The sequence below is a fragment of the Streptococcus oralis subsp. oralis genome (genome assembly GCF_002096455.1).
Taxonomy (GTDB): Bacteria; Bacillota; Bacilli; order Lactobacillales; family Streptococcaceae; genus Streptococcus; species Streptococcus oralis_CY.
In genome coordinates, this window is the sequence record NZ_NCUL01000007.1 from 246,709 (window position 1) to 269,988 (window position 23,280).

Consider the following 23,280-nt stretch of genomic DNA (forward strand, 5'->3'; position numbering starts at 1 on the left):
ATGGATATAGACTATATTGTAAAGACCTTTCTGGAGACCTTGAAGGGTGTGCCAATCACCTTGATTATCATGATTGTGGCTATGGTCTTAAGCTTTTTACCGGCTCTATTTTTAGCCTTGGGGCAGATTTACAAGGTTCGAGGTGTGAGGAGTTTTTCTCTGGTCTATCTGGCCTTTATCCGAGCGACTCCTCCGATTTTATTGATTCTCTTCTTTTATAGTTTGTTTCCAAGCCTGCTGAATCAATTTCTCAAAAGCATAGGAAGTGACTTTGATATTTTCAAGCTTGATCCTCTCTATTATGCCTTTATCATTTATAGTTTGATGACAGTCGGGAGTTTATCGGAGATTTTGCGTTCAGCCATCTTGACGGTGGACAAGGGACAACTAGAGGCAGCGCATGCGATTGGCTTGACTACGACCCAGGCCTATCTAAGGATTGTTTTTCCTCAAGCCTTGCGCTCAGCCTTGCCTAACTTGGCCAATCTGGTGATCAATATCGTCAAAGGGACCTCCCTGGTCTTTGTTATGACTATCAAGGACATCACCGCTATTGCTCGTGTAGAAGCGTCCTACGGTTACCAGTATTTTGAGTCTTATTTTGTGATCTTTTTGCAGTATATTTTGATCTGTGGTTTGATTCAGTGGGGCTTCTCCCTACTGGAAAAAGGCTATGTGAAAAAAGAAAAAAGTGCAAAAGCATCTAGCGCGCGTTTCGTATAGGAGGACAGGATGTTACAAGTAGAACATATCGCAAAAACATTTGGTGAGAGGCAGGTCTTGGAGGATGTCAATCTTCAGGTTAACCAAGGGGATGTCGTCGTTATTTTAGGACCATCAGGTTCGGGGAAAACGACCTTTCTCCGTTGTCTTAATCACTTAGAAAAAGCTGACAGTGGCCGTTTGACCTTGGCAGGAAAGACCTATGACTTATCCAAATTGAGCAAGAAAGACATTCTAGAAATTCGCCAAAAAACAGCCTTTGTTTTCCAACACTACAATCTCTTTGCAAACAAAACTGCTCTGGAAAATATTCTAGAAGGCCTAATCGTGGCTCGTAAAGTTCCCAAGGAAGAAGCGCTCAAACGTGCAGAATCTGCCTTGGAAAAAGTTGGTTTACTGGCCTACAAAGACTACTACCCTTCACAACTATCTGGAGGGCAACAACAACGAATAGGAATTGCGCGTGCTATTGCCGTCAAACCCGAGGTCATTTTGCTAGATGAACCAACATCAGCACTAGACCCTGAGTTGGTTGGAGATGTTTTGGATGTTCTGAAACAGTTGGCGGGAGAAGGTGTGACCATGGTGGTCGTCACGCATGAGATGGGATTTGCTAGAGATGTCGCCAACCACGTTATTTTCATGGATGGAGGCCGTATCGTAGAGGAGAACAATCCCCACGATTTCTTTAGTCGTCCACAAGAAGAACGAACCAAGCAGTTCCTGGCTCGTATCTTATCAGACGCTAGCTATAGTGTAGAATATATGATTTGATAGATAAGTGTATCATAAAAACAACACCCCATTGACTAGAAGAGTCTTCTAATCAATGGGGTATTTTTCTATAGGAGGGCTAGTTTATACTCTTCGAAAATCTCTTTAAACCAGGTCAGCTTCGCCTTATCTACAACCTCAAAGCTGTGCTTTGAGCAGCCTGTGGCTAGCTTCCTAGTTTACTATTTGATTTTCATTTAGTGTTAGTTCTTTTTCTTGTTTTGTATCAACCATCCAAGTCCGAGAAGGGCGAGGATGCTGAATCCAGCAAGAGCAAGGAGGGATTTGCTCTCAGTTCCTGTGTTAGGAAGGGCTTTCTGAGAAAGAGCCTCTGCAGCAGTTTCTTGAGTTTCAGGATTGGCTGCTAGGTTTTGAGCTTGACCTTGTTCTGGTTCAACTTCCAAGCTAGAAAGATCAAATTCTGGTTTTTCTTCTACGGCTGGAGCGACGATGGCGCCACCTTGAGACAAGCGGAGAACGACAGCAGTGAGAGCGTTCAATTTCAAGCCTTTTTCAGTCCATTCGATACCTTGAGGGTTGGAAATTCCTACTGGTCCGGCTTGATTTTCATCTGCGAGGACTTCAGCCTTTCTCAAGTGAGCAAAAGCAGTTCCCAAGTTGAATTCGCGAGCCTTATCATCCGCATTGACAAAGACAGCGTAGATATCTCCATTTGGAGCGGTGATTTGGTAGCCAATGACCACGTCTTCCTTTTCAACACCATTTTGGCCTGGGACAGTAATGAGTCGGACGCGCTCCTTGATATCTTGCAGACTCTTAAGTCGGAAAGCGTCTGTAGATTGACGAAGAGCGATCAAACCTTTCATGTAGTCACGGCTCTTGACATTTTCAGGGAAGGCTTTACCATCTGTTGCTTTGGTCCAATCAAACTTGTTGACAGCATCACTTGAGTCGTAAGAGTCATGGATAAAGTAAGGATAGACAAATGGCTTGCCGTCCCTGTCACGCAACAAGTGTGACTTGTTTGGAACCTTATCTTCAGGAACAGGAGTCTTATAGGCTGGGTCAAGGAATTGTTTGGTACGTCCATATTCCTGCCCAGAGTGGATAAACGGAGTTCCTTGAGCAGTCAAGACCATGAGGTTTCCAAGTCGCAAACGACGATGGATCTCAGCGTAGTTTTCAGCCTTGCTTGGGTCTTTTTTGATAGACTGAGCAATGATATCAAAGAGGGTCAAGTTATCATGGGCTGCAATATACTGGATAACATCTCCAGGACTGTCTGCTTCAAAGTTAGTTGGTTGAGCAATGAGATTTTTAAAGATGGTATTGATATCGCGTTTTCCACCTGTGATAAAGGCAGGTTGGCCTTCGTTTGGATAACCGGACTTGAGGTTGTTGCGGATGTCGTCTGAAAAGACAGCGACAGTATCGGTATGTTTCATCCAATCTTGGTCAGCAGCTCTAGTAGGCGTATTTTCATCACCAGTATAGGTTCTCCAACCTTCACCAAGCATGATGAGATTTGGATTAAGGGCTCGTGCAGCCTTGTAAGCTTCTTCGATTGAAGCCGCATCGTGGTCACCCATCATATCAAAGCGGAAACCATCTACTTTGTAGGTTTCAACCAGATACTTGATGGAGTCTACCAAGACACGTTTAGACATGTAGTGGGTAGTTCCCAAACGGCCGCCTCCGAAGCTAGTACGGGGAGTTCCGTCTGCATCCATAAAGTGATAGTAGTTTGGCTCAATATCCTCAAAAATATCAACGTTGGCAGTATGGTTGTAGACCACATCCAAGATAGCCCCCATGCCACGTTTGTGGATTTCGTTGATGAGGTTTTTGAATTCTGCGATACGTTTTTCTGGATCCTTAGGATCGCTTGAGTACATACCAGTCAAGGAGAAGTAGTTTTGAGGGTCATATCCCCAGTTGTAGTTGCTGTTGCTTGAAGCGTAGGCAGACAAACGTTCTTGGTTCTTCAATTCATTGACAAAGTAGTAGGACAAGACAGGAAGGAGTTGGATATGAGTCACACCCAAATCTTTGAGATAGTCCAGTTTTTCGATAAAGGCTTCAAAGGTACCAAATGGCTTGGTCAAGTCTTTTGCGATGGCAGGATCCGAAGTGAAGTCACGCACATGAGCTTCATAGATAACGGCATCTTCACGCGATTTGAAGTTACGAATCTTTCCATAGGTCAAGTCTTGCGGACCTAACTTCGCTGGATCGACAAAGGCAGCTTTAGCGACCTTATGAGCGGCATCTGTTTTTGCTAGGTCACTGTTCCAAGCCGCTAATGATTTGGCATAAGGGTCAAGAACGAGGACAGTTTTACCTTGGCGCTCGATTTGGTAGTGGTAGTAGTAGCCAGTGTAGTTGCTGATACCGAGACCAGAGTTTGCATCCAGAGTTTGTTTCCAGGTTCCTTTTTCTCCTTTTTCAAGGGCGACAGTTCCGACTACCTTTTCAGGGTCTTTCTTGTCGTAGACAACGACAGAAACCTTATCAGCACTTGGAGACCAGAGGGTGAGGTCAACCCGCTTGCCATCTTCTTTGAGAGTTGCGCCGAGTGGCCCATCGTAGCTGTAGGATTCATCCTTGAGGCGCCAGCTTGACCGTGTGGTAAAGCGGTCTGAATTGTAGCTGACAGTGTAAGGGTGTTGGGTGTCAGAGAAGTCGCCGATGTAGGTCACCTTTTTACCTGCCTCATCCACTTCCACGTCTGTGATAGCTACTTTATTCCCTTGGTAATCAGTGATGCTCGTGTGTTTGAGGATATCGTCTTTCTTAGCTCCAACTAGGGTAGAAAAACTGCTTTCGATACGAGATTTAGCCACATGTTGGGCACCAGTCATGCGGATGTCGTGTACATAGTAGGGGTTGGTGTAGATGGTTTCGTCATCATCCTTGAGGAAGATTTGACTGTGATTTTTTAGATCAGTAAATTTATAGTCTTCTTTTCTGATTTTCACATCATCGCCTTTCTTGCTTTCGTCTAGTAATAAAAATCCAAATTCTCTAGCAGCTTCATTGAGTGGGATATCAATGTAACGGCCATATTTTCCAGTTGCTGTAAAGTCAGTACCGTCAGGCCATTCTCCACTACTTGGATTCTTGACATCGCCCCAATACCAGAGTGATTTCTTGTCATAGTTGCCATCGGTGCGGTAGTAGTTGACACGGACTGTTCCCGCTGGCTGAGGACGGTAGTTGTATACCTTATAATTTTCATCTAGCCAAGCCTCGTTCATTTTTGGAGAGAGGCGCTCTACTGAACGGTCCCCTGTCAGGTTGTCCCCTTTGGAATTATTGATGAGGAAGCTGACTTTCTTAGCTTGATCATTCTTAAGTTTGACATCGAGATAATAGCCATAGTCATCTTTCTTGGCATCCTTGAAGGACTTGGCTCCATTGGGCCAGTTTTCAGAAGGTTTTTCAACATCGTCCCAAGTCCAAAGGCCTTGAGAATCCTTGTTTTCCTCAGGGAGTTTTTTCACATGGATGCGGAAGTAGTTATCTTCGATTGGTTCTTCAGAACTAGTGTCTGCTTGTGGTTTTTGATCAGAATTTGGCGCCGAAGTGCTGGCATCTACTTTCTTTTCCGTGCTATTAGCCTGGCTTGTAGTAGCATCTTCTGTTTTAGGTGTTTCTGGTGCTGTAGTAGTTTCTACAGCTGGAGCTTCTTTTTTAGAATCAAGGGAAGCGTTTGCATTATTTTGTTCAGAAATAGGCGTTTCCTTTTGAGTTTGACTCGTTTCAGTCTCAGTAGGGGCCTTGGTCACAGCGCTAGTGTTTTCCTGAGTTTGAGGAAGATTTTCGTTAGCTGAAATGGTTGGCATTGCAGCAGAAAGTAGGACAATGCTGGCACCAATAAGGACAGAACCAGTTCCGTTCTTCAAGGAACGGATACCGTAAATCATTTTTTTCTCAGTTTGAGATGGGATCTTTTTCATCACAATTCTCCTTGTGTAGTTGTTCCCTATCAGTATAGCACGAGGTAAACATTAGTGCAAGCGTTTTCCTAAATTTTAAGAGAAAATATAATGCTTCATTCTCTTGAAATTTTAAAATAATATATAGGAAAAGATTGTTTAAAAAATAGTAAAAAAACCTTGAAAAATCTAGCTAAATAAGGTATAATATAAGTAATCATTTGTCGTAGGTTTTGTCTGAAATATTGTCCAGACAAGGCTCACAGCAGTTAAATCTTCTGAAAAAGTCAGATTTAGCTGCTCTTTTTGTGCTTTTTTTCAGGTTTTTGAGTGCTTGTAACAAAGATTTAAAGATTCTGAAAATTCGTCAAAGGGACACGGTGATAGGGGTTTTAAAAACCATATGACGATTAGAAAAGCCTGATTGACAAGGCTTGGAATTTATTTACAAAGGAGAATCATCTTGGCAGGACATGACGTTCAATACGGGAAACATCGTACCCGTCGTAGTTTTTCAAGAATCAAAGAAGTTCTTGACTTACCAAATTTGATTGAAATTCAAACGGATTCATTCAAAGATTTCCTAGATCACGGTCTTAAGGAAGTATTTGAAGATGTATTGCCAATTTCAAACTTCACAGACACAATGGAGTTGGAATTTGTTGGCTATGAAATCAAGGAACCAAAATACACGCTCGAAGAAGCTCGTATCCACGATGCTAGCTACTCAGCACCAATTTTTGTAACCTTCCGCTTGATTAATAAAGAAACAGGCGAAATCAAGACCCAAGAAGTCTTCTTTGGTGATTTCCCAATCATGACCGAAATGGGTACTTTCATCATCAATGGTGGTGAACGTATTATCGTATCTCAGTTGGTTCGCTCACCCGGTGTTTACTTTAATGACAAAGTAGACAAGAACGGTAAAGTGGGTTACGGCTCAACTGTTATCCCTAACCGTGGAGCTTGGTTGGAACTTGAAAGCGACTCAAAAGACATTGCCTATACTCGGATTGACCGTACTCGTAAGATTCCATTTACAACCTTGGTTCGTGCGCTTGGTTTCTCAGGTGATGATGAAATCTTTGATATCTTTGGTGATAGTGAATTGGTTCGCAACACCGTTGAAAAAGATATCCACAAGAATCCAATGGACTCTCGTACAGACGAAGCCTTGAAAGAAATCTACGAACGCCTTCGTCCAGGTGAACCTAAGACTGCTGAGAGCTCACGTAGCTTGCTTGTAGCGCGTTTCTTTGATCCACGCCGCTACGATTTGGCAGCAGTTGGTCGTTACAAGATCAATAAAAAACTCAACGTTAAAACACGCTTGCTCAACCAAACCATTGCGGAGCCATTGGTAGACCCTGAAACAGGAGAAATCTTGGTAGAGGCTGGTACCGTTATGACTCGTAGTGTGATTGAAAGTATCGAGAGTCATTTGGATGGCGACTTGAACAAAATTGTTTATATTCCAAACGATGCAGCTGTTTTGACAGAACCAGTTGTCCTGCAAAAATTCAAGGTTGTTGCCCCAACGGATCCAGACCGTGTTGTAACCATCATCGGAAATGCCAATCCAGACGACAAGGTTCGTGTTGTAACTCCTGCGGATATCCTTGCAGAGATGAGCTACTTCCTCAACTTGGCAGAAGGTATCGGACGTGTGGATGATATCGACCACCTTGGGAACCGTCGTATCCGTGCAGTTGGTGAATTGCTTGCCAACCAAGTACGTCTTGGACTTTCTCGTATGGAACGTAATGTCCGTGAACGCATGTCTGTTCAGGACAATGAAGTCTTAACACCTCAACAAATCATCAATATCCGTCCTGTAACAGCTGCGGTTAAAGAATTCTTTGGTTCATCACAGTTGTCACAGTTCATGGACCAACACAACCCGCTTTCTGAGTTGTCTCACAAACGCCGTTTGTCAGCCTTAGGACCTGGTGGTTTGACACGTGACCGTGCTGGATATGAAGTACGTGACGTGCATTACACTCACTATGGCCGTATGTGTCCAATCGAGACACCTGAAGGACCTAACATCGGTTTGATTAATAACTTGTCATCTTACGGGCACTTGAACAAGTATGGATTTGTTCAAACACCATACCGTAAGGTTGACCGTGAAACAGGTGTTGTTACCAACGAAATCGTTTGGTTGACAGCCGATGAAGAAGATGAATTTACTGTAGCGCAAGCTAACTCTCGTCTCAACGAAGATGGTACTTTTGCTGAGAAAGTTGTCATGGGACGTCACCAAGGGGTCAACCAAGAGTATCCAGCAGAAGTGGTTGACTACATGGACGTTTCACCAAAACAGGTAGTTGCCGTTGCGACAGCATGTATTCCTTTCTTGGAAAACGATGACTCCAACCGTGCCCTCATGGGTGCCAACATGCAACGTCAGGCTGTGCCTTTGATTGATCCAAAAGCACCTTACGTTGGTACTGGTATGGAGTATCAAGCAGCCCATGACTCTGGAGCGGCTGTTATTGCCCAGTATGATGGTAAAGTTACATACGCAGATGCTGACAAGGTAGAAGTACGCCGTGAAGATGGTTCATTGGACGTTTACCACATCCAAAAATTCCGTCGTTCAAACTCAGGTACTGCTTATAACCAACGTACTCTTGTAAAAGTTGGCGATGTTGTTGAAAAAGGCGACTTTATCGCTGACGGACCTTCTATGGAAAAAGGGGAAATGGCGCTTGGACAAAACCCAATCGTTGCCTACATGACATGGGAAGGTTACAACTTCGAGGATGCCGTTATCATGAGCGAACGCTTGGTCAAAGACGATGTCTATACATCTGTCCACCTCGAAGAATACGAATCAGAAACACGTGATACAAAGCTTGGACCTGAAGAAATTACTCGTGAAATTCCAAACGTTGGTGAAGATGCCCTTAAAGACCTTGACGAAATGGGAATTATCCGTATCGGTGCTGAGGTTAAAGAAGGCGATATCCTCGTAGGTAAAGTCACACCTAAGGGTGAGAAAGATCTCTCAGCTGAAGAACGTCTCTTGCACGCTATCTTCGGAGACAAGTCTCGTGAAGTGCGTGACACTTCTCTTCGTGTACCTCACGGTGCCGATGGTGTCGTTCGTGATGTTAAGATCTTTACGCGTGCAAATGGAGATGAGTTGCAATCAGGTGTTAACATGCTGGTTCGTGTCTACATCGCTCAAAAACGTAAGATCAAGGTCGGAGATAAGATGGCCGGACGTCACGGAAACAAAGGGGTTGTCTCTCGTATCGTCCCTGTAGAAGACATGCCTTACCTTCCAGACGGAACTCCAGTCGATATCATGTTGAACCCACTTGGGGTACCATCACGTATGAATATCGGTCAGGTTATGGAACTCCACCTTGGTATGGCAGCCCGTACTCTTGGTATCCACATCGCAACACCAGTGTTTGACGGAGCAAGCTCTGAAGACCTTTGGGACACTGTTAAAGAAGCAGGTATGGATAGCGATGCTAAGACAATCCTATACGATGGACGTACAGGTGAGCCGTTTGACAACCGTGTATCAGTTGGTGTCATGTACATGATCAAACTCCACCACATGGTTGATGATAAATTGCACGCGCGTTCAGTCGGACCATACTCAACCGTTACCCAACAACCACTCGGAGGTAAAGCTCAGTTTGGTGGACAACGTTTCGGTGAGATGGAGGTTTGGGCTCTTGAAGCCTACGGTGCATCAAATGTCCTCCAAGAAATCTTGACTTACAAGTCTGACGATATCAACGGACGTTTGAAAGCTTATGAAGCTATTACAAAAGGAAAACCAATTCCAAAACCAGGTGTTCCAGAATCCTTCCGAGTTCTTGTCAAAGAATTGCAATCTCTTGGTCTTGACATGCGTGTCCTTGACGAAGACGACCAAGAAGTGGAACTTCGTGACCTAGATGAAGGAATGGACGAAGATGTCATCCACGTAGATGACCTTGAAAAAGCCCGCGAAAAAGCAGCCCAAGAGGCTAAAGCAGCCTTTGAAGCAGAAGAAGCTGAGAAAGCAACAAAAGCGGAAGCAACAGAAGAAGCTGCTGAACAAGAATAGGCAGTTCACTTAGAATAGAAAGGGAAGAAATAGTGGTTGATGTAAATCGTTTTAAAAGTATGCAAATCACCCTAGCTTCTCCAAGCAAAGTCCGTTCATGGTCTTATGGAGAAGTCAAAAAACCTGAAACAATCAATTACCGTACGTTGAAACCAGAACGTGAAGGACTCTTTGATGAAGTCATCTTTGGTCCTACAAAAGACTGGGAATGTGCTTGTGGTAAGTACAAACGCATTCGTTACAGAGGGATTGTTTGTGACCGCTGTGGGGTTGAAGTAACGCGTACAAAAGTTCGTCGTGAGCGTATGGGGCACATCGAGTTGAAAGCTCCTGTATCTCACATCTGGTATTTCAAGGGGATTCCAAGCCGTATGGGCTTGACCCTTGATATGAGCCCTCGTGCCCTCGAGGAAGTTATCTACTTTGCGGCTTATGTGGTGATTGATCCGAAGGATACACCGCTTGAGCACAAGTCTATCATGACAGAGCGCGAATACCGTGAGCGCTTGCGTGAGTATGGTTATGGTTCATTTGTTGCCAAAATGGGTGCCGAAGCTATCCAAGACCTCTTGAAACAAGTAGATCTTGAAAAAGAAATTGCTGAACTCAAAGAAGAGTTGAAAACAGCTACTGGACAAAAACGTGTCAAAGCCATCCGTCGTTTGGATGTTTTGGATGCCTTTTACAAGTCTGGGAACAAACCTGAATGGATGATTCTCAACATCCTTCCAGTTATTCCACCAGATCTTCGTCCAATGTTGCAGTTGGATGGTGGCCGTTTTGCCTCATCTGACTTGAATGACCTTTACCGCCGTGTTATCAACCGTAATAACCGTTTGGCTCGTTTGCTTGAGTTGAACGCACCAGGTATCATCGTTCAAAATGAGAAGCGTATGCTTCAAGAAGCGGTTGACGCTTTGATTGACAACGGTCGTCGTGGTCGTCCAATCACAGGACCAGGTAGCCGTCCACTGAAATCATTGAGCCACATGCTTAAAGGGAAACAAGGGCGCTTCCGTCAAAACTTGCTCGGTAAACGTGTTGACTTCTCAGGACGTTCCGTTATCGCCGTTGGTCCAACGCTTAAGATGTATCAATGTGGGGTGCCACGTGAAATGGCGATCGAGCTCTTTAAACCATTCGTCATGCGTGAAATCGTTGCTCGTGACATCGTGCAGAACGTCAAAGCGGCTAAACGCTTGGTGGAACGCGGAGACGAACGTATCTGGGATATCCTTGAAGAAGTAATCAAAGAACACCCAGTTCTTTTGAACCGCGCACCGACCCTTCACCGTTTGGGTATCCAAGCCTTCGAGCCAGTCTTGATTGATGGTAAGGCCCTTCGCTTGCACCCGCTTGTCTGTGAAGCCTACAATGCCGACTTTGACGGGGACCAAATGGCCATCCACGTACCGCTTTCAGAAGAAGCTCAAGCAGAAGCTCGTATCTTGATGTTGGCTGCTGAGCATATCTTGAATCCGAAAGACGGTAAACCAGTTGTTACTCCGTCTCAGGACATGGTTTTGGGTAACTACTACTTGACCATGGAAGAAGCTGGTCGTGAAGGTGAAGGAATGGTCTTCAAAGACCGTGATGAAGCTGTTATGGCTTACCGTAATGGTTATGTTCACCTCCACTCACGTGTTGGTATCGCGACAGATAGCCTCAACAAACCTTGGACTGAAGAACAAAAACACAAGGTCTTGCTGACAACAGTTGGTAAAATCCTCTTCAACGACATCATGCCAGAGGGTCTGCCTTACTTGCAAGAACCAACAAATGCCAACTTAACAGAAGGTGTTCCAGCTAAGTACTTCTTGCCACTAGGTGGAGATATCAAGGAAGCAATCAGTAATCTTGAACTCAACCCTCCATTCAAGAAGAAAAATCTTGGGAATATCATCGCTGAAATCTTCAAACGTTTCCGTACGACAGAAACTTCTGCCCTACTTGACCGCATGAAGAACCTCGGTTACCACCACTCAACTCTTGCAGGTTTGACAGTGGGTATTGCCGATATCCCAGTTGTTGAAGACAAGGCTGAAATCATCGAAGAATCACACAAACGTGTAGAACAAATCACCAAACAATTCCGTCGTGGTATGATCACAGACGACGAGCGCTACAACGCTGTTACAGCTGAATGGCGTGCAGCCCGTGAAAAATTAGAGAAACGTTTGGTTGCCAACCAAGATCCTAAGAACCCAATCGTTATGATGATGGACTCTGGAGCCCGTGGTAACATCTCAAACTTCTCACAGCTTGCCGGTATGCGTGGTCTGATGGCCGCTCCGAACGGACGTATCATGGAATTGCCAATCCTTTCAAACTTCCGCGAAGGTTTGTCAGTACTCGAAATGTTCTTCTCAACTCACGGTGCCCGTAAAGGTATGACCGATACGGCCCTTAAGACAGCCGACTCAGGTTATTTGACTCGTCGTTTGGTTGACGTTGCCCAAGACGTTATCATCCGTGAGGACGACTGTGGAACAGACCGTGGTCTCTTGATCCGTTCTATCGCAGAAGGAAAAGAGATGATCGAGTCTCTCGAAGAACGCCTCAACGGTCGTTACACTAAGAAAACTGTTAAACATCCAGAAACTGGTGCAGTGATCATCGGTCCAAATGAGTTGATTACAGAAGACAAGGCGCGTGAAATTGTCAATGCTGGTGTGGAAGAAGTGACTATCCGCTCTGTATTTACATGTAACACCCGTCATGGTGTCTGCCGTCACTGTTACGGTATCAACTTGGCGACTGGTGATGCGGTTGAAGTTGGTGAAGCAGTTGGTACAATCGCTGCCCAATCTATCGGAGAACCTGGTACACAGCTTACAATGCGTACCTTCCACACGGGTGGGGTTGCCTCAAATACCGATATCACTCAGGGTCTTCCTCGTGTCCAAGAAATCTTTGAAGCCCGCAATCCTAAAGGGGAAGCGGTCATCACAGAGGTCAAAGGGCAAGTTACAGCTATCGAAGAAGATGCTTCAACTCGTACTAAGAAAGTCTTTGTTAAGGGTGAAACTGGCGAAGGTGAGTACGTGGTTCCATTTACAGCACGTATGCGTGTCGAAGTTGGAGACCAAATCTCTCGTGGTGCAGCATTGACAGAAGGTTCTATCCAACCAAAACGTCTCCTTGCTGTTCGTGATGTCTTGTCAGTTGAAACTTACCTTCTCGGTGAAGTACAAAAAGTTTACCGTAGCCAAGGGGTAGAAATCGGTGACAAACACATCGAGGTAATGGTTCGTCAAATGATCCGTAAAGTTCGTGTCATGGATCCAGGTGACACAGACCTTCTTATGGGTACTCTCATGGACATCAACGACTTTACAGATGCTAACAAGGATGTTCTTATCGCAGGTGGAGTTCCAGCGACTGGTCGCCCAGTTCTTATGGGAATCACCAAAGCCTCACTTGAAACTAACAGTTTCTTGTCAGCGGCTTCCTTCCAGGAAACAACTCGTGTCCTTACAGATGCAGCCATCCGTGGTAAGAAAGATCATCTCCTTGGACTCAAAGAAAATGTTATCATCGGTAAGATCATCCCAGCTGGTACTGGTATGGCTCGCTACCGTAACCTTGAACCACAAGCTATCAATGAAGCAGAATATCTGGCTCCAGAACAAGAAGAGGCAGAACTTGCTCCTGTAGAGGAAGTTGTGGAAGTCCAAGTTGAAGAAACAGTAGAATAAAAGCAAACAAGAGAACCTTTGGGTTCTCTTTGCTTTATTTCAGAAAATTTTCCCACTTTTTCATAAAGTATGGTAGAATAGAAGAACTAAAATGCCAAGGAGGTGTCCATATGGAACAAACATTCTTTATCATTAAGCCAGATGGTGTGAAAAGAGGGCTGGTTGGCGAAATTCTGCAAAGAATGGAACAACGAGGTTTCAAACTCGAAAAATTAGAGTTACGTTCAGCAGTTTCAGAAGCTTTGATTGACCAACACTATCAAGACTTGGTTGAAAAAAGTTTTTATCCTCCTATCCGTCAGTTTATGACTTCAGGACCAGTAGTGGTGGGCATTCTATCAGGTCCGAAAGTGATTGAAACTTGGCGGACCATGATGGGGGCTACTCGTCCAGAAGCAGCTCTGCCAGGAACTATCCGAGGAGATTTTGCTAAGGCTGCAGGAGACAATCAAGCCATTCAAAATGTAGTTCACGGCTCCGATTCGGAAGCTTCTGCAAAACGTGAAATTGCTCTCTGGTTTAAGGATTAGACTGGTAAAAGAACAGTTCTGCGCACAACAGAGCTGTTTTTTGGTCAGTTGAGCACAAAAAAAGGACACTTGAGGCGGAAACAATCATTTCAAACTCCTCAAAAGGTATAATCCCATATAGGGAGGGAAAAGAAATGGTAAAATCAATTCGCCTATTGTTACTGATTGCAGTCATCCAGATTAGTTTTAGTAGTTGTCTATTATGGAAAGAATCCTTTTTATCTTTAAAACAGACCAATGCTTATTTTTTGATTTTGATAGTAGGAATTTCTGTTCTTTGTGCGGGGATAAATTATTTCCATACAGCAGACCAGTCTAGACATAGTATTTTACATGTTCAAAAGAAAGTGAGTCTTGTTTATTGCCTCCTTTTAGTAGTCAATCTTTTGGCAACCTGTCTGGTTCTCTCAGAAAGCATCCAAACCACTAGCAAATTGCAACAGGAATTGGTTGACCTCTTTTTACCCTCCTTCTTTTTCTTGCTAGGAGTAGATCTATTGATTTTCTTACCTTTTGATAAAATTTTTCGCGCTATAGAAAATCACCTAAATAAAAAGAAAACAGTCGTCATTTCCGTTCTAGCTACGATAGTTTTCTTGAGGAACCCCATAGTGATTTCCTCGATTCTTCTTTATATCAGTGTTGGTTTTCTATGCGCACGTTTCCTTTTTCCCAAATGTATTCAAAGGGAAATCTCCTTTTATGGGCACCTGATTCGGGATATCCTGTTTGTTTTTTCAATAGTTGTATTCTTTTAAGTGGAGGAGAATTTCAAAATTGTTATAGTAAGTCCATAAAGAAAATTCACACAAAAGAAAACTTTTTGGTATAATAGTAGCATGCACACAAAAAATGAAGAAGAGCTTCTAGCTCTCGGAGAAAGATTAGGTCATTTGCTTCAAAAAGACGATGTTCTGATCTTGACTGGAGAGTTGGGAGCGGGTAAAACAACCTTTACAAAAGGCCTTGCTAAGGGCTTGGATATCCGTCAAATGATTAAAAGTCCAACCTATACCATTGTCAGAGAGTACGAAGGGCGTTTGCCACTTTACCACTTGGATGTCTACCGTATCGAAGGTGATGCTGATTCTATTGACTTGGATGAGTTTCTCTTCGGTGGTGGTGTGACTGTTATTGAGTGGGGGCATCTTTTGGGTGAAGATTTACCAGATTCTTACTTGGAGTTGGAAATTTTGAAAGAAGCTGAGGGGCGTTGTCTTCATTTTACGGCTCATGGCTCTCGGGCTGAACAACTCATCAAGGAGCTTCAAGATGGAGTATGAGTTGTGTATTCGTGAGGCAGAGATGTCAGATGCTACAGCCTTGATTGCATTTTTAGATTGTGTCGGTCAAGAGACAGACTTTACTAGCCTAGATGAAAATGGCATCATGATGACAGCTTCTGAAATGGCTCTTTTTATCGAAAAACAAGCTGCATCAGAGAATCAAATTACTCTCCTCGCCTTACTGAATGATGAGATTGCAGGAGTCTTAAATATCACAGCAGACCAACATTTAAGAGTTCGACATATCGGTGATGTTTTTCTAGCAGTTCGCAAGAAATTCTGGAACCAAGGCTTGGCGACTATACTTCTAGAAGAAGGCATCGAGTGGGCTAAATCCAGTGGTGTCTTGTGCCGTTTGCAACTCAGTGTACAAAAACGAAACGAGGCTGCGATCCACCTCTACTCAAAAATGGGATTTATCACAGAAGGCTTACAAGAAAGAGGAGCCTATTTAGCAGAAGGGATATTTTTAGATGTTTGTCTTATGGGCAAGCTGATAAATGAATAACGAGATGATTAAAAAATTAATTGGAATGGTGCTAGGTTTCCTAGCAGTAACAGTTTTAGGTGTAGCGGTTTATGGCTATACCATCTACCAACAGGGAACAGAAACCCTAAGTAAAAAGACTTACAAAAAAATCGGGGAAGAAACCAACGTTATCGAAGCGACGGAGCCTCTGACCATCCTCTTGATGGGGGTAGATACGGGAAATGTGGAACGTACAGACCCGTGGGCGGGAAATAGTGATTCCATGATTCTCCTGACGGTTAATCCCAAAACAAAGAAAACCACAATGATGAGTTTGGAACGGGATATTTTGACCAAGATTGAGACTGGAAACGGTCAAGTTCAGGAAGCCAAACTCAATGCGGCCTATGCTAATGGTGGTGCGGAACTTGCAATTTCTACTATTCAAAAGATGATGAATATCCACATTGACCGCTATGTGATGGTTAACATGCAGGGGCTTCAACAATTGGTGGATGCGGTTGGTGGAATTACCGTCAACAATACACTCGGTTTCCCAATTTCGATTGCTGACCAAGAGGAGTTTAATAAGATTTCTATCGGTGTTGGAGAACAAACCTTGAATGGGGAGGAAGCTCTGGTGTATTCACGGATGCGTTACCAAGACCCAGAGGGAGACTATGGTCGTCAAAAACGTCAACGTGAAGTTATTCAAAAGATCGTTGAGAAGGTTTTGAGCCTAAACAGTGTGAGTCATTATCAAGGTATCCTCAAAGCTTTGAGTGATAACATGCAGACCAATGTGGACTTGTCAGCTAAGAGCATTCCACAATTGCTCGGCTATCAAGATTCCTTCAAGAATATCGAAACGCATCAATTGCGTGGGGAAGATGCTGAGCTACAGGGAATTTCTTATCAGATTGTCACTTCAGAACATATGCTCGAAATGCAAAATCTCTTGCGTAGTTCGCTAGGTAAAGAGCCAGTGACAGAATTGGAAACCAATGCGGTACTGTACGAAACAGCCTTTGGTCGGACAGCACCTTCAACCAGTACGAACGCTTCAAACGAAGAAGCAGAATAAGAAAAGAATCAAATCGTGGGAAATTTCCTGCGATTTTTTCAAAAAAATTCGAATAGATAAGTAGGAGGAAACATGAAAGCAGAAATTATTGCTGTTGGAACAGAAATTTTAACAGGGCAGATTGTCAATACCAATGCTCAGTTTTTATCAGAGAAACTAGCCGAAATCGGGGTAGATGTCTACTTCCAAACAGCTGTTGGAGATAATGAAGCTCGTCTTTTGTCCTTGCTTGAGATTGCGAGTCAACGTAGTAATCTTGTGATTTTGACAGGGGGCTTGGGACCAACCGAGGATGATTTGACCAAACAAACCCTGGCAAAATTTTTGGGAAAAGATCTAGTGTTTGACCCTCAAGCGCAAGAGAAACTGGATATTTTCTTTGCTCATAGACCTGACTATGCTCGGACACCGAATAATGAGCGCCAAGCCCAAATTGTAGAAGGGGCGACTCCACTGCCAAATGAGACAGGTTTAGCAGTAGGAGGAGTATTGGAAGTGGATGGTGTAACCTACGTGGTCCTTCCAGGACCACCTAGTGAATTGAAACCTATGGTATTAAATCAACTCTTGCCCATGCTGATGACAGGAACCAAACTGTACTCACGAGTGCTCCGTTTCTTTGGAATTGGGGAGAGTCAGTTGGTGACCATTTTGGCGGATTTGATTGACCATCAAACCGATCCGACTTTGGCACCGTATGCCAAAACAGGAGAAGTGACCTTGCGCTTGTCTACAAAAGCAGTTAGTCAAGAAAAGGCTGATCAAGCGCTGGACATCCTAGAAAATCAAATCTTGAGTCGCCAAACTTTCGAGGGAATTTCTTTACGAGACATCTGTTATGGATATGGGGAAGAAACCAGACTCGCAAGTGTCGTTGTAGAAGAGCTAAAGAAGAGACAGAAAAGCATTACTGCGGCAGAAAGCTTGACGGCAGGTCTCTTTCAAGCGACATTAGCAGACTTTTCGGGTGTTTCAGCAATCTTTAATGGCGGTTTTGTCACTTACAGCCTAGAAGAAAAGTCCAAGATGTTGGATATTTCCGAGCAAGAGCTAAAAGAACACGGGGTTGTTTCTGAGTTTACGGCTCGAAAAATGGCAGAGCAGGTACGGATCAAGACTCAGTCTGATTATGGAGTCAGTCTGACAGGTGTAGCTGGGCCAGATAGCCTAGAGGGTCATCCAGCTGGTACAGTTTTTATTGGACTGGCACATGCAAAAGGGACAGAGGTTATCAAGGCTAATATCGCAGGACGGAGTCGAGCAGATGTCCGACATATTGCGGTCATGCATGCCTTTAACCTAGTTCGCAAGGCTTTATTAAGTGACTAAATTTTGGTATAATGAAAGATAGGTCTAAGGACCAGTAGAATATAGGAGAACAAAATGGCGAAAAAACCAACAAAAAAATTAGATGAAATTGGGAAAAAATTTGGAGCAGACCGTGAAAAAGCATTGAACGATGCTCTTAAATTGATCGAAAAAGACTTTGGTAAAGGCTCAATCATGCGCTTGGGTGAGCGCGCGGAGCAAAAAGTTCAAGTGATGAGTTCAGGTTCATTGGCTCTTGACATTGCTCTTGGTTCAGGTGGTTATCCTAAAGGACGTATCATCGAAATCTACGGACCAGAATCATCTGGTAAAACAACAGTTGCCCTTCACGCTGTTGCGCAAGCTCAAAAAGAAGGGGGTATCGCTGCCTTTATCGATGCGGAACATGCCCTTGATCCAGCCTATGCTGCAGCCCTTGGTGTGAATATTGACGAATTGCTCTTGTCACAACCAGACTCAGGTGAGCAAGGTCTTGAAATTGCAGGGAAATTGATTGACTCAGGTGCCGTTGACCTCGTCGTTATCGACTCGGTTGCAGCCCTTGTACCTCGTGCAGAAATCGATGGGGACATTGGAGACAGCCACGTTGGTTTGCAGGCTCGTATGATGAGTCAAGCCATGCGTAAACTTGGAGCTTCTATCAATAAGACCAAAACGATTGCCATCTTTATCAACCAATTGCGTGAAAAAGTTGGGGTCATGTTTGGAAATCCAGAAACAACACCTGGTGGACGTGCTTTGAAATTCTACGCTTCAGTCCGTTTGGATGTTCGTGGAAGCACACAAATCAAGGGAACTGGTGACCAGAAAGATACCAATGTCGGTAAGGAAACCAAGATCAAGGTCGTGAAAAACAAGGTGGCTCCACCATTTAAGGAAGCCTTTGTTGAAATCATGTACGGAGAAGGGATTTCTAAAACTGGTGAGCTCTTGAAGATCGCAAGTGATCTCGATATCATCCAAAAAGCGGGAGCATGGTACTCTTACAAGGGTGAAAAAATCGGACAAGGATCTGAAAATGCTAAGAAATACTTGGCGGATCACCCAGAAATCTTTGATGCCATTGACCACCAAGTCCGTGTTCAATATGGCTTGATTGAGGATGAAGAAGGGACAACTCCTATCTCTGGCGCAGAAGATCTAGCACCTAACCAAGAAGTAACGCTTGACCTAGGCGACGGACTTGAAATCGAAATTGAAGATTAAAAATAAAAGCGGAGAAGTCTTTCTCTGCTTTTTATGTTTAATTATTAATTCTCCATAAGCTTCAAAAGCGTAATAAAAGAGTATTTAATCAAAAAAATTAAAAAAACTGTTGCAATTTTTTTAATTTGATGATAAAATTAAATCATTCTATAAAAAGAAGACTACTATAATGGAAAAACGCCTTGTTCGTAATGTACAAGACAAAAAGATTGCTGGAGTTTGTGCAGGTATCGGTGACTACTTTAACATGGACCACACACTTGTTCGTGCACTTTGGATCATCTTCACCCTACTTGGTGGTTCTGGAATCTTAGCTTATGCTGTTCTCTACTTCCTTCTTCCAGAAGGCAATGCAGAAGCTTAAGCCATAGAGAGAATAAAAGTTTATTCTGATCAGTTGAAAATAAAAAATGCATGTAATCGTGGTTACATGCATTTTTATATGTAGCTTCTATCGAAAAAGAGATGTTCTTCACCAGATGGACAAGTCCTGTTTAATGGTCACTAAAACGACGATACTCTATATGAAAGTCAAAATAATGTTCATTCTGTAACTTTTGGAAGATATCGCGATAGGCTTCTTCGTCAAAATGGTCGCCACGGTAGAGAATTTCAAAACTCAAACCCTCGTACTCTAGAAAAGCGTTGGCTGTTCTGAAACCATTTTGGCGATAGAAATCCATGCGGGACTTTCTTTGCTCCAAGTTATCGCATTCTTCATCTAATCGCTCGACTTCAAGCAACATGGTTCGCTGGTAAAACTCAGTCAGCTTCTCGATAATTTCCTTTCCGTACCCGTGGCTTCTCAGGTGGGGCATGATGGCAAAAAAGCTGATATAGAAGGCCTTTGGGTTGGAGATGGCAAAAGCAAAGCCGACAAATTCTTCTTGGTTATAAAAAGCAAAAAAGTGGGCGTCTTCTCGGTCCTGATAGCGTAAAAACTCTGACAGAGGAACTCGTTCTTCCTCGGGGAATGCTTCCTTGTTTAGCTTCTCAACCTTATCCAGATCGGGAAATACATCGGTAATTAATTGACTGGTCAAACTCATAAATGACCTCCTTTTCTTGATTATAGCAAATTGTCTCTCTGTAAGCAATTGATTGCAAACTTAGTGACAGAGCCTTGTCGCTCCTTTAGAAAGCTGATATAATAGCTTTATGAATAAGAAACGATCCGTGGACTTGATACATGGTCCTATTCTTCCTGCGCTGTTAAGCTTTGCCTTTCCAATCTTGCTGTCTAATATCTTTCAACAGCTTTATAATACAGCTGACGTCTTGATTGTTGGACGATTTCTTGGTCAAGATTCCTTGGCAGCAGTAGGGGCGACAACTGCCATTTTTGACTTGATTATAGGCTTTACGCTTGGTGTTGGAAATGGCATGGGGATTGTCATTGCCCGCTATTATGGGGCTCGTAATTTCACTAAAATTAAAGAAGCAGTAGCAGCAACTTGGATTTTAGGTGCTCTTTTGAGCATTGTGGTCATGCTGATGGGCTTTGTCGGTCTGTATCCACTCCTGCAATATTTAGATACCCCGGCAGAAATCCTTCCTCAATCCTACCAATATATTTCTATGATTGTGACTTGTGTAGGTGTCAGCTTTGCCTATAATCTCTTTGCAGGTTTGTTGCGGTCCATTGGAGACAGTCTAGCAGCTCTTGGATTTCTGATTTTTTCTGCCTTGGTCAATGTGGTTCTGGATTTGTATTTTATTACGCAACTGCATCTGGGAGTTCAATCTGCGGGGCTTGCTACCATTATCTCGCAAGGTTTGTCAGCGGTTCTCTGCTTTTTCTATATCCGTAAGAGTGTTCCAGAACTGCTCCCTCAACTCAAGCATTTTAAATGGGACAAGGCCTTGTACGCGGATCTTTTAGAGCAAGGTTTGGCTATGGGTCTGATGAGCTCGATTGTGTCCATTGGTAGTGTGATTTTACAGTCTTCAGTCAATACCTTTGGAGCTGTGATTATTAGCGCCCAGACGGCGGCGCGTCGCATTATGGCTTTTGCTCTCCTTCCGATGACGGCTATTTCTTCTGCTATGACGACCTTTGCCTCTCAGAATCTTGGGGCCAAGCGACCAGACCGCATAGTTCAAGGTCTTGGTATTGGGAGTCGCCTGAGCATGTCCTGGGCAGGTTTTATTTGTATTTTCCTCTTTTTTGCCAGTCCTAGCTTGGTTTCCTTCTTGGCCAGTTCGACAGATACCTACTTGGTAGAAAATGGTAGCCTCTACCTGCAAATCAGTTCAGTTTTTTATCCGATTTTAAGCCTTTTGCTGATTTATCGGAATTGCTTGCAGGGATTGGGGCAGAAAATCCTTCCTCTAGTTTCCAGCTTTATAGAACTAATCGGGAAAATCGTTTTTGTGGTCTTGATTATCCCTTGGGCAGGGTATAGGGGAGTTATTCTCTGCGAACCCCTTATCTGGGTTGCCATGACCACCCAACTGTACTTTTCACTTTTCCGCCATCCCCTGATAAAAGAAGGCAAGGCAATCTTGGCAACAAAAGGACAATCCTAGCTGGATTTGCTGAATAAAATCCATTTCCTCTAGTGAAAATCGAAAAAACTTGTGTTATAATAAGAAAGATTAAAATGTGAAAAAAGGAGATTCCTAATGGGACGTAAATGGGCCAATATCGTAGCCAAGAAAACGGCTAAAGATGGAGCTAACTCTAAAGTATATGCAAAATTTGGTGTAGAAATCTATGTAGCAGCTAAAAAAGGTGATCCAGACCCAGAATCAAACACTGCTTTGAAATTCGTTATCGACCGTGCGAAACAAGCCCAAGTGCCAAAACACGTTATCGATAAAGCGATTGATAAAGCCAAAGGAAACACAGACGAAACCTTTACAGAAGGACGTTACGAAGGTTTTGGACCAAATGGTTCTATGCTGATCGTTGATACTTTGACTTCTAACGTCAACCGTACAGCGGCTAATGTCCGTGCAGCCTTTGGTAAAAACGGCGGAAACATGGGTGCTTCAGGTTCGGTTTCATACCTCTTTGATAACAAGGGTGTGATCGTATTTGCAGGTGAGGACGCTGATGCGGTCTTTGAGCAATTGCTCGAAGCAGATGTAGATGTGGACGATGTAGAAGCAGAAGAAGGAACAATCACTGTTTACACAGCTCCAACAGACCTTCACAAGGCTATCGTTGCCCTTCGTGAGTCAGGTGTCGAAGAATTCCAAGTTACTGAATTGGAAATGATTCCTCAGTCTGAAGTGGAATTGTCAGGCGAAGACCTTGAAACCTTTGAAAAACTTTACAGTGTTCTTGAGGACGACGAAGACGTACAAAAGATCTATACCAATGTGGATGGATTCTAATATAAAAAGCGAACAGACCTACTAGCTGTTCGCTTTTTATATTGGAACTTAGACTCTGCTTTCAGAATCATTTTGTTGCTTGCTTTTTCCTTGACTCAGACCGACTGCATGTTTTTGGACGAGCAAGAGTTGCCCATTGTCATCTTTTGCAAAAGTTAAGGTAACGGTCTTGATCTTGTCTCCAATGGAGATATAGGTGATTTTTCTCGTATCGTACCCTCCGATAGTGGAGTCAAACTCGGAGTCTGGTAGTCCGTGTTTTTTGATAATATCCTTGTAGTTGGTACCACCTTTTCCTTTGTTGTCAAGGTCACCTTCGATTAAGTCGTCAAACTCTTTTTGGGTCCAAGTGAAGTTATCGTCTTCTTCCTCCTCTGGGATGGAATAGGCGCTATCATCTGTCAAGTCGCTTTCTTCTTCGCGTTCCATTGAGGCACTGGCCTCTCTGTAGGAGCGGTTAAATTCCCTGACAAAATCATTGTAGACATTAGCGTACAGTACTTGGGTCGTAAAGAAAAGTACAACAGAAGCAACTGCGAGGGATGTTCCGATAATGGCCATGGTTTTCCGTTTTTTGAGATTGACGATAAGGCCGATAATCCCCAAGATAAATGCGACAATGGCGATGAAAAATGATAGATAGTTAATAAACGGAATCCAGGATCCTAAAAGTGCGATGGCTCCAAAAATGGTTGCTAAGATTCCTAAAACTCTTTGTTCTTCTGGTTTCATTTGAAAGCTTTCTCCCTTCATCGAGTGAATGGATTTCTATCCACAGTAGTTAGTGCTTATTATAGAAAAAATATTGCCTAATGTCAATTTAAACTAAAATAGTTCTCTTGGAAACTTTTTTCTTGACATCTTT

17 protein-coding genes are annotated in these 23,280 nt (G+C 43.5%); 14 read left to right on the top strand and 3 right to left on the bottom strand.

What is annotated here, in order from left to right; genetic code table 11:
* Both B7720_RS03740 and B7720_RS03745 read left to right on the top strand, forming a co-directional pair.
* Nucleotides 1-723 (top strand): amino acid ABC transporter permease, encoded by a 723-nt coding sequence (locus B7720_RS03740; protein WP_000350563.1) that lies wholly within the window; start codon nucleotides 1-3, stop codon nucleotides 721-723.
* A gap of 9 nt (nucleotides 724-732) precedes the next feature.
* On the top strand, nucleotides 733-1,497 hold the full coding sequence (locus tag B7720_RS03745) for an amino acid ABC transporter ATP-binding protein (protein ID WP_000942256.1): 765 nt from the start codon (nucleotides 733-735) through the stop codon (nucleotides 1,495-1,497).
* Nucleotides 1,498-1,700: 203 nt separating this feature from the next.
* On the opposite strand, the gene B7720_RS03755 is transcribed toward B7720_RS03745, so the two are convergent.
* A complete protein-coding gene (locus B7720_RS03755) occupies nucleotides 1,701-5,417 on the bottom strand; it encodes a pullulanase (RefSeq protein WP_084856571.1) in 3,717 nt (1,238 codons plus the stop codon).
* Nucleotides 5,418-5,859: 442 nt separating this feature from the next.
* Here B7720_RS03755 and rpoB point away from each other — a divergent pair, with 442 nt between their 5' ends.
* From rpoB to B7720_RS03805, 10 genes are all read left to right on the top strand, one after another.
* Nucleotides 5,860-9,471 (top strand): DNA-directed RNA polymerase subunit beta, encoded by a 3,612-nt coding sequence (gene rpoB / locus B7720_RS03760; protein ID WP_000907175.1) that lies wholly within the window; start codon nucleotides 5,860-5,862, stop codon nucleotides 9,469-9,471.
* A gap of 32 nt (nucleotides 9,472-9,503) precedes the next feature.
* Nucleotides 9,504-13,169: a DNA-directed RNA polymerase subunit beta' gene (rpoC, locus tag B7720_RS03765; protein ID WP_162281764.1), complete on the top strand. Its 3,666-nt coding sequence runs from the start codon at nucleotides 9,504-9,506 to the stop codon at nucleotides 13,167-13,169.
* A gap of 110 nt (nucleotides 13,170-13,279) precedes the next feature.
* Nucleotides 13,280-13,699: a nucleoside-diphosphate kinase gene (ndk, locus tag B7720_RS03770; RefSeq protein WP_084856573.1), complete on the top strand. Its 420-nt coding sequence runs from the start codon at nucleotides 13,280-13,282 to the stop codon at nucleotides 13,697-13,699.
* A 134-nt stretch (nucleotides 13,700-13,833) separates the two neighbouring features.
* Nucleotides 13,834-14,457 carry a hypothetical protein gene (locus tag B7720_RS03775; RefSeq protein WP_049520827.1) on the top strand — a complete coding sequence of 208 codons (624 nt, stop codon included), beginning with the start codon at nucleotides 13,834-13,836 and terminating at the stop codon, nucleotides 14,455-14,457.
* A gap of 81 nt (nucleotides 14,458-14,538) precedes the next feature.
* The gene (tsaE, locus tag B7720_RS03780) at nucleotides 14,539-14,982 is read left to right on the top strand and encodes a tRNA (adenosine(37)-N6)-threonylcarbamoyltransferase complex ATPase subunit type 1 TsaE (RefSeq protein WP_000556959.1); all 444 of its coding nucleotides are present in this window, start codon (nucleotides 14,539-14,541) and stop codon (nucleotides 14,980-14,982) included.
* Nucleotides 14,972-15,493 (top strand): GNAT family N-acetyltransferase, encoded by a 522-nt coding sequence (locus B7720_RS03785; protein ID WP_084856576.1) that lies wholly within the window; start codon nucleotides 14,972-14,974, stop codon nucleotides 15,491-15,493. Before tsaE ends, B7720_RS03785 begins: the two co-directional genes overlap by 11 nt.
* Before the next feature lie 4 nt (nucleotides 15,494-15,497).
* The gene (lytR, locus tag B7720_RS03790) at nucleotides 15,498-16,538 is read left to right on the top strand and encodes a glycopolymer--peptidoglycan transferase LytR (RefSeq protein ID WP_000592175.1); all 1,041 of its coding nucleotides are present in this window, start codon (nucleotides 15,498-15,500) and stop codon (nucleotides 16,536-16,538) included.
* 72 nt (nucleotides 16,539-16,610) lie between these two features.
* Nucleotides 16,611-17,867 carry a competence/damage-inducible protein A gene (locus B7720_RS03795; protein WP_084856579.1) on the top strand — a complete coding sequence of 419 codons (1,257 nt, stop codon included), beginning with the start codon at nucleotides 16,611-16,613 and terminating at the stop codon, nucleotides 17,865-17,867.
* A gap of 54 nt (nucleotides 17,868-17,921) precedes the next feature.
* On the top strand, nucleotides 17,922-19,073 hold the full coding sequence (gene recA, locus B7720_RS03800; RefSeq protein WP_070696030.1) for a recombinase RecA: 1,152 nt from the start codon (nucleotides 17,922-17,924) through the stop codon (nucleotides 19,071-19,073).
* 169 nt (nucleotides 19,074-19,242) lie between these two features.
* On the top strand, nucleotides 19,243-19,437 hold the full coding sequence (locus B7720_RS03805; protein WP_000415528.1) for a PspC domain-containing protein: 195 nt from the start codon (nucleotides 19,243-19,245) through the stop codon (nucleotides 19,435-19,437).
* 130 nt (nucleotides 19,438-19,567) lie between these two features.
* Here the strand turns inward: B7720_RS03805 and B7720_RS03810 are convergent, their stop codons facing one another.
* Nucleotides 19,568-20,122 (bottom strand): GNAT family N-acetyltransferase, encoded by a 555-nt coding sequence (locus B7720_RS03810; RefSeq protein ID WP_000060285.1) that lies wholly within the window; start codon nucleotides 20,120-20,122, stop codon nucleotides 19,568-19,570.
* A 109-nt stretch (nucleotides 20,123-20,231) separates the two neighbouring features.
* Between B7720_RS03810 and B7720_RS03815 the strand changes: the two genes are divergently transcribed.
* Both B7720_RS03815 and B7720_RS03820 read left to right on the top strand, forming a co-directional pair.
* Nucleotides 20,232-21,602 (top strand): MATE family efflux transporter, encoded by a 1,371-nt coding sequence (locus B7720_RS03815; protein ID WP_084856581.1) that lies wholly within the window; start codon nucleotides 20,232-20,234, stop codon nucleotides 21,600-21,602.
* A gap of 96 nt (nucleotides 21,603-21,698) precedes the next feature.
* Complete coding sequence (locus tag B7720_RS03820) at nucleotides 21,699-22,415, top strand: YebC/PmpR family DNA-binding transcriptional regulator (RefSeq protein WP_000532895.1); 717 nt, start codon at nucleotides 21,699-21,701, stop codon at nucleotides 22,413-22,415.
* A gap of 48 nt (nucleotides 22,416-22,463) precedes the next feature.
* Here the strand turns inward: B7720_RS03820 and B7720_RS03825 are convergent, their stop codons facing one another.
* The gene (locus tag B7720_RS03825; RefSeq protein WP_084856583.1) at nucleotides 22,464-23,168 is read right to left on the bottom strand and encodes a CD20-like domain-containing protein; all 705 of its coding nucleotides are present in this window, start codon (nucleotides 23,166-23,168) and stop codon (nucleotides 22,464-22,466) included.
* Nucleotides 23,169-23,280 lie beyond the last annotated feature (112 nt).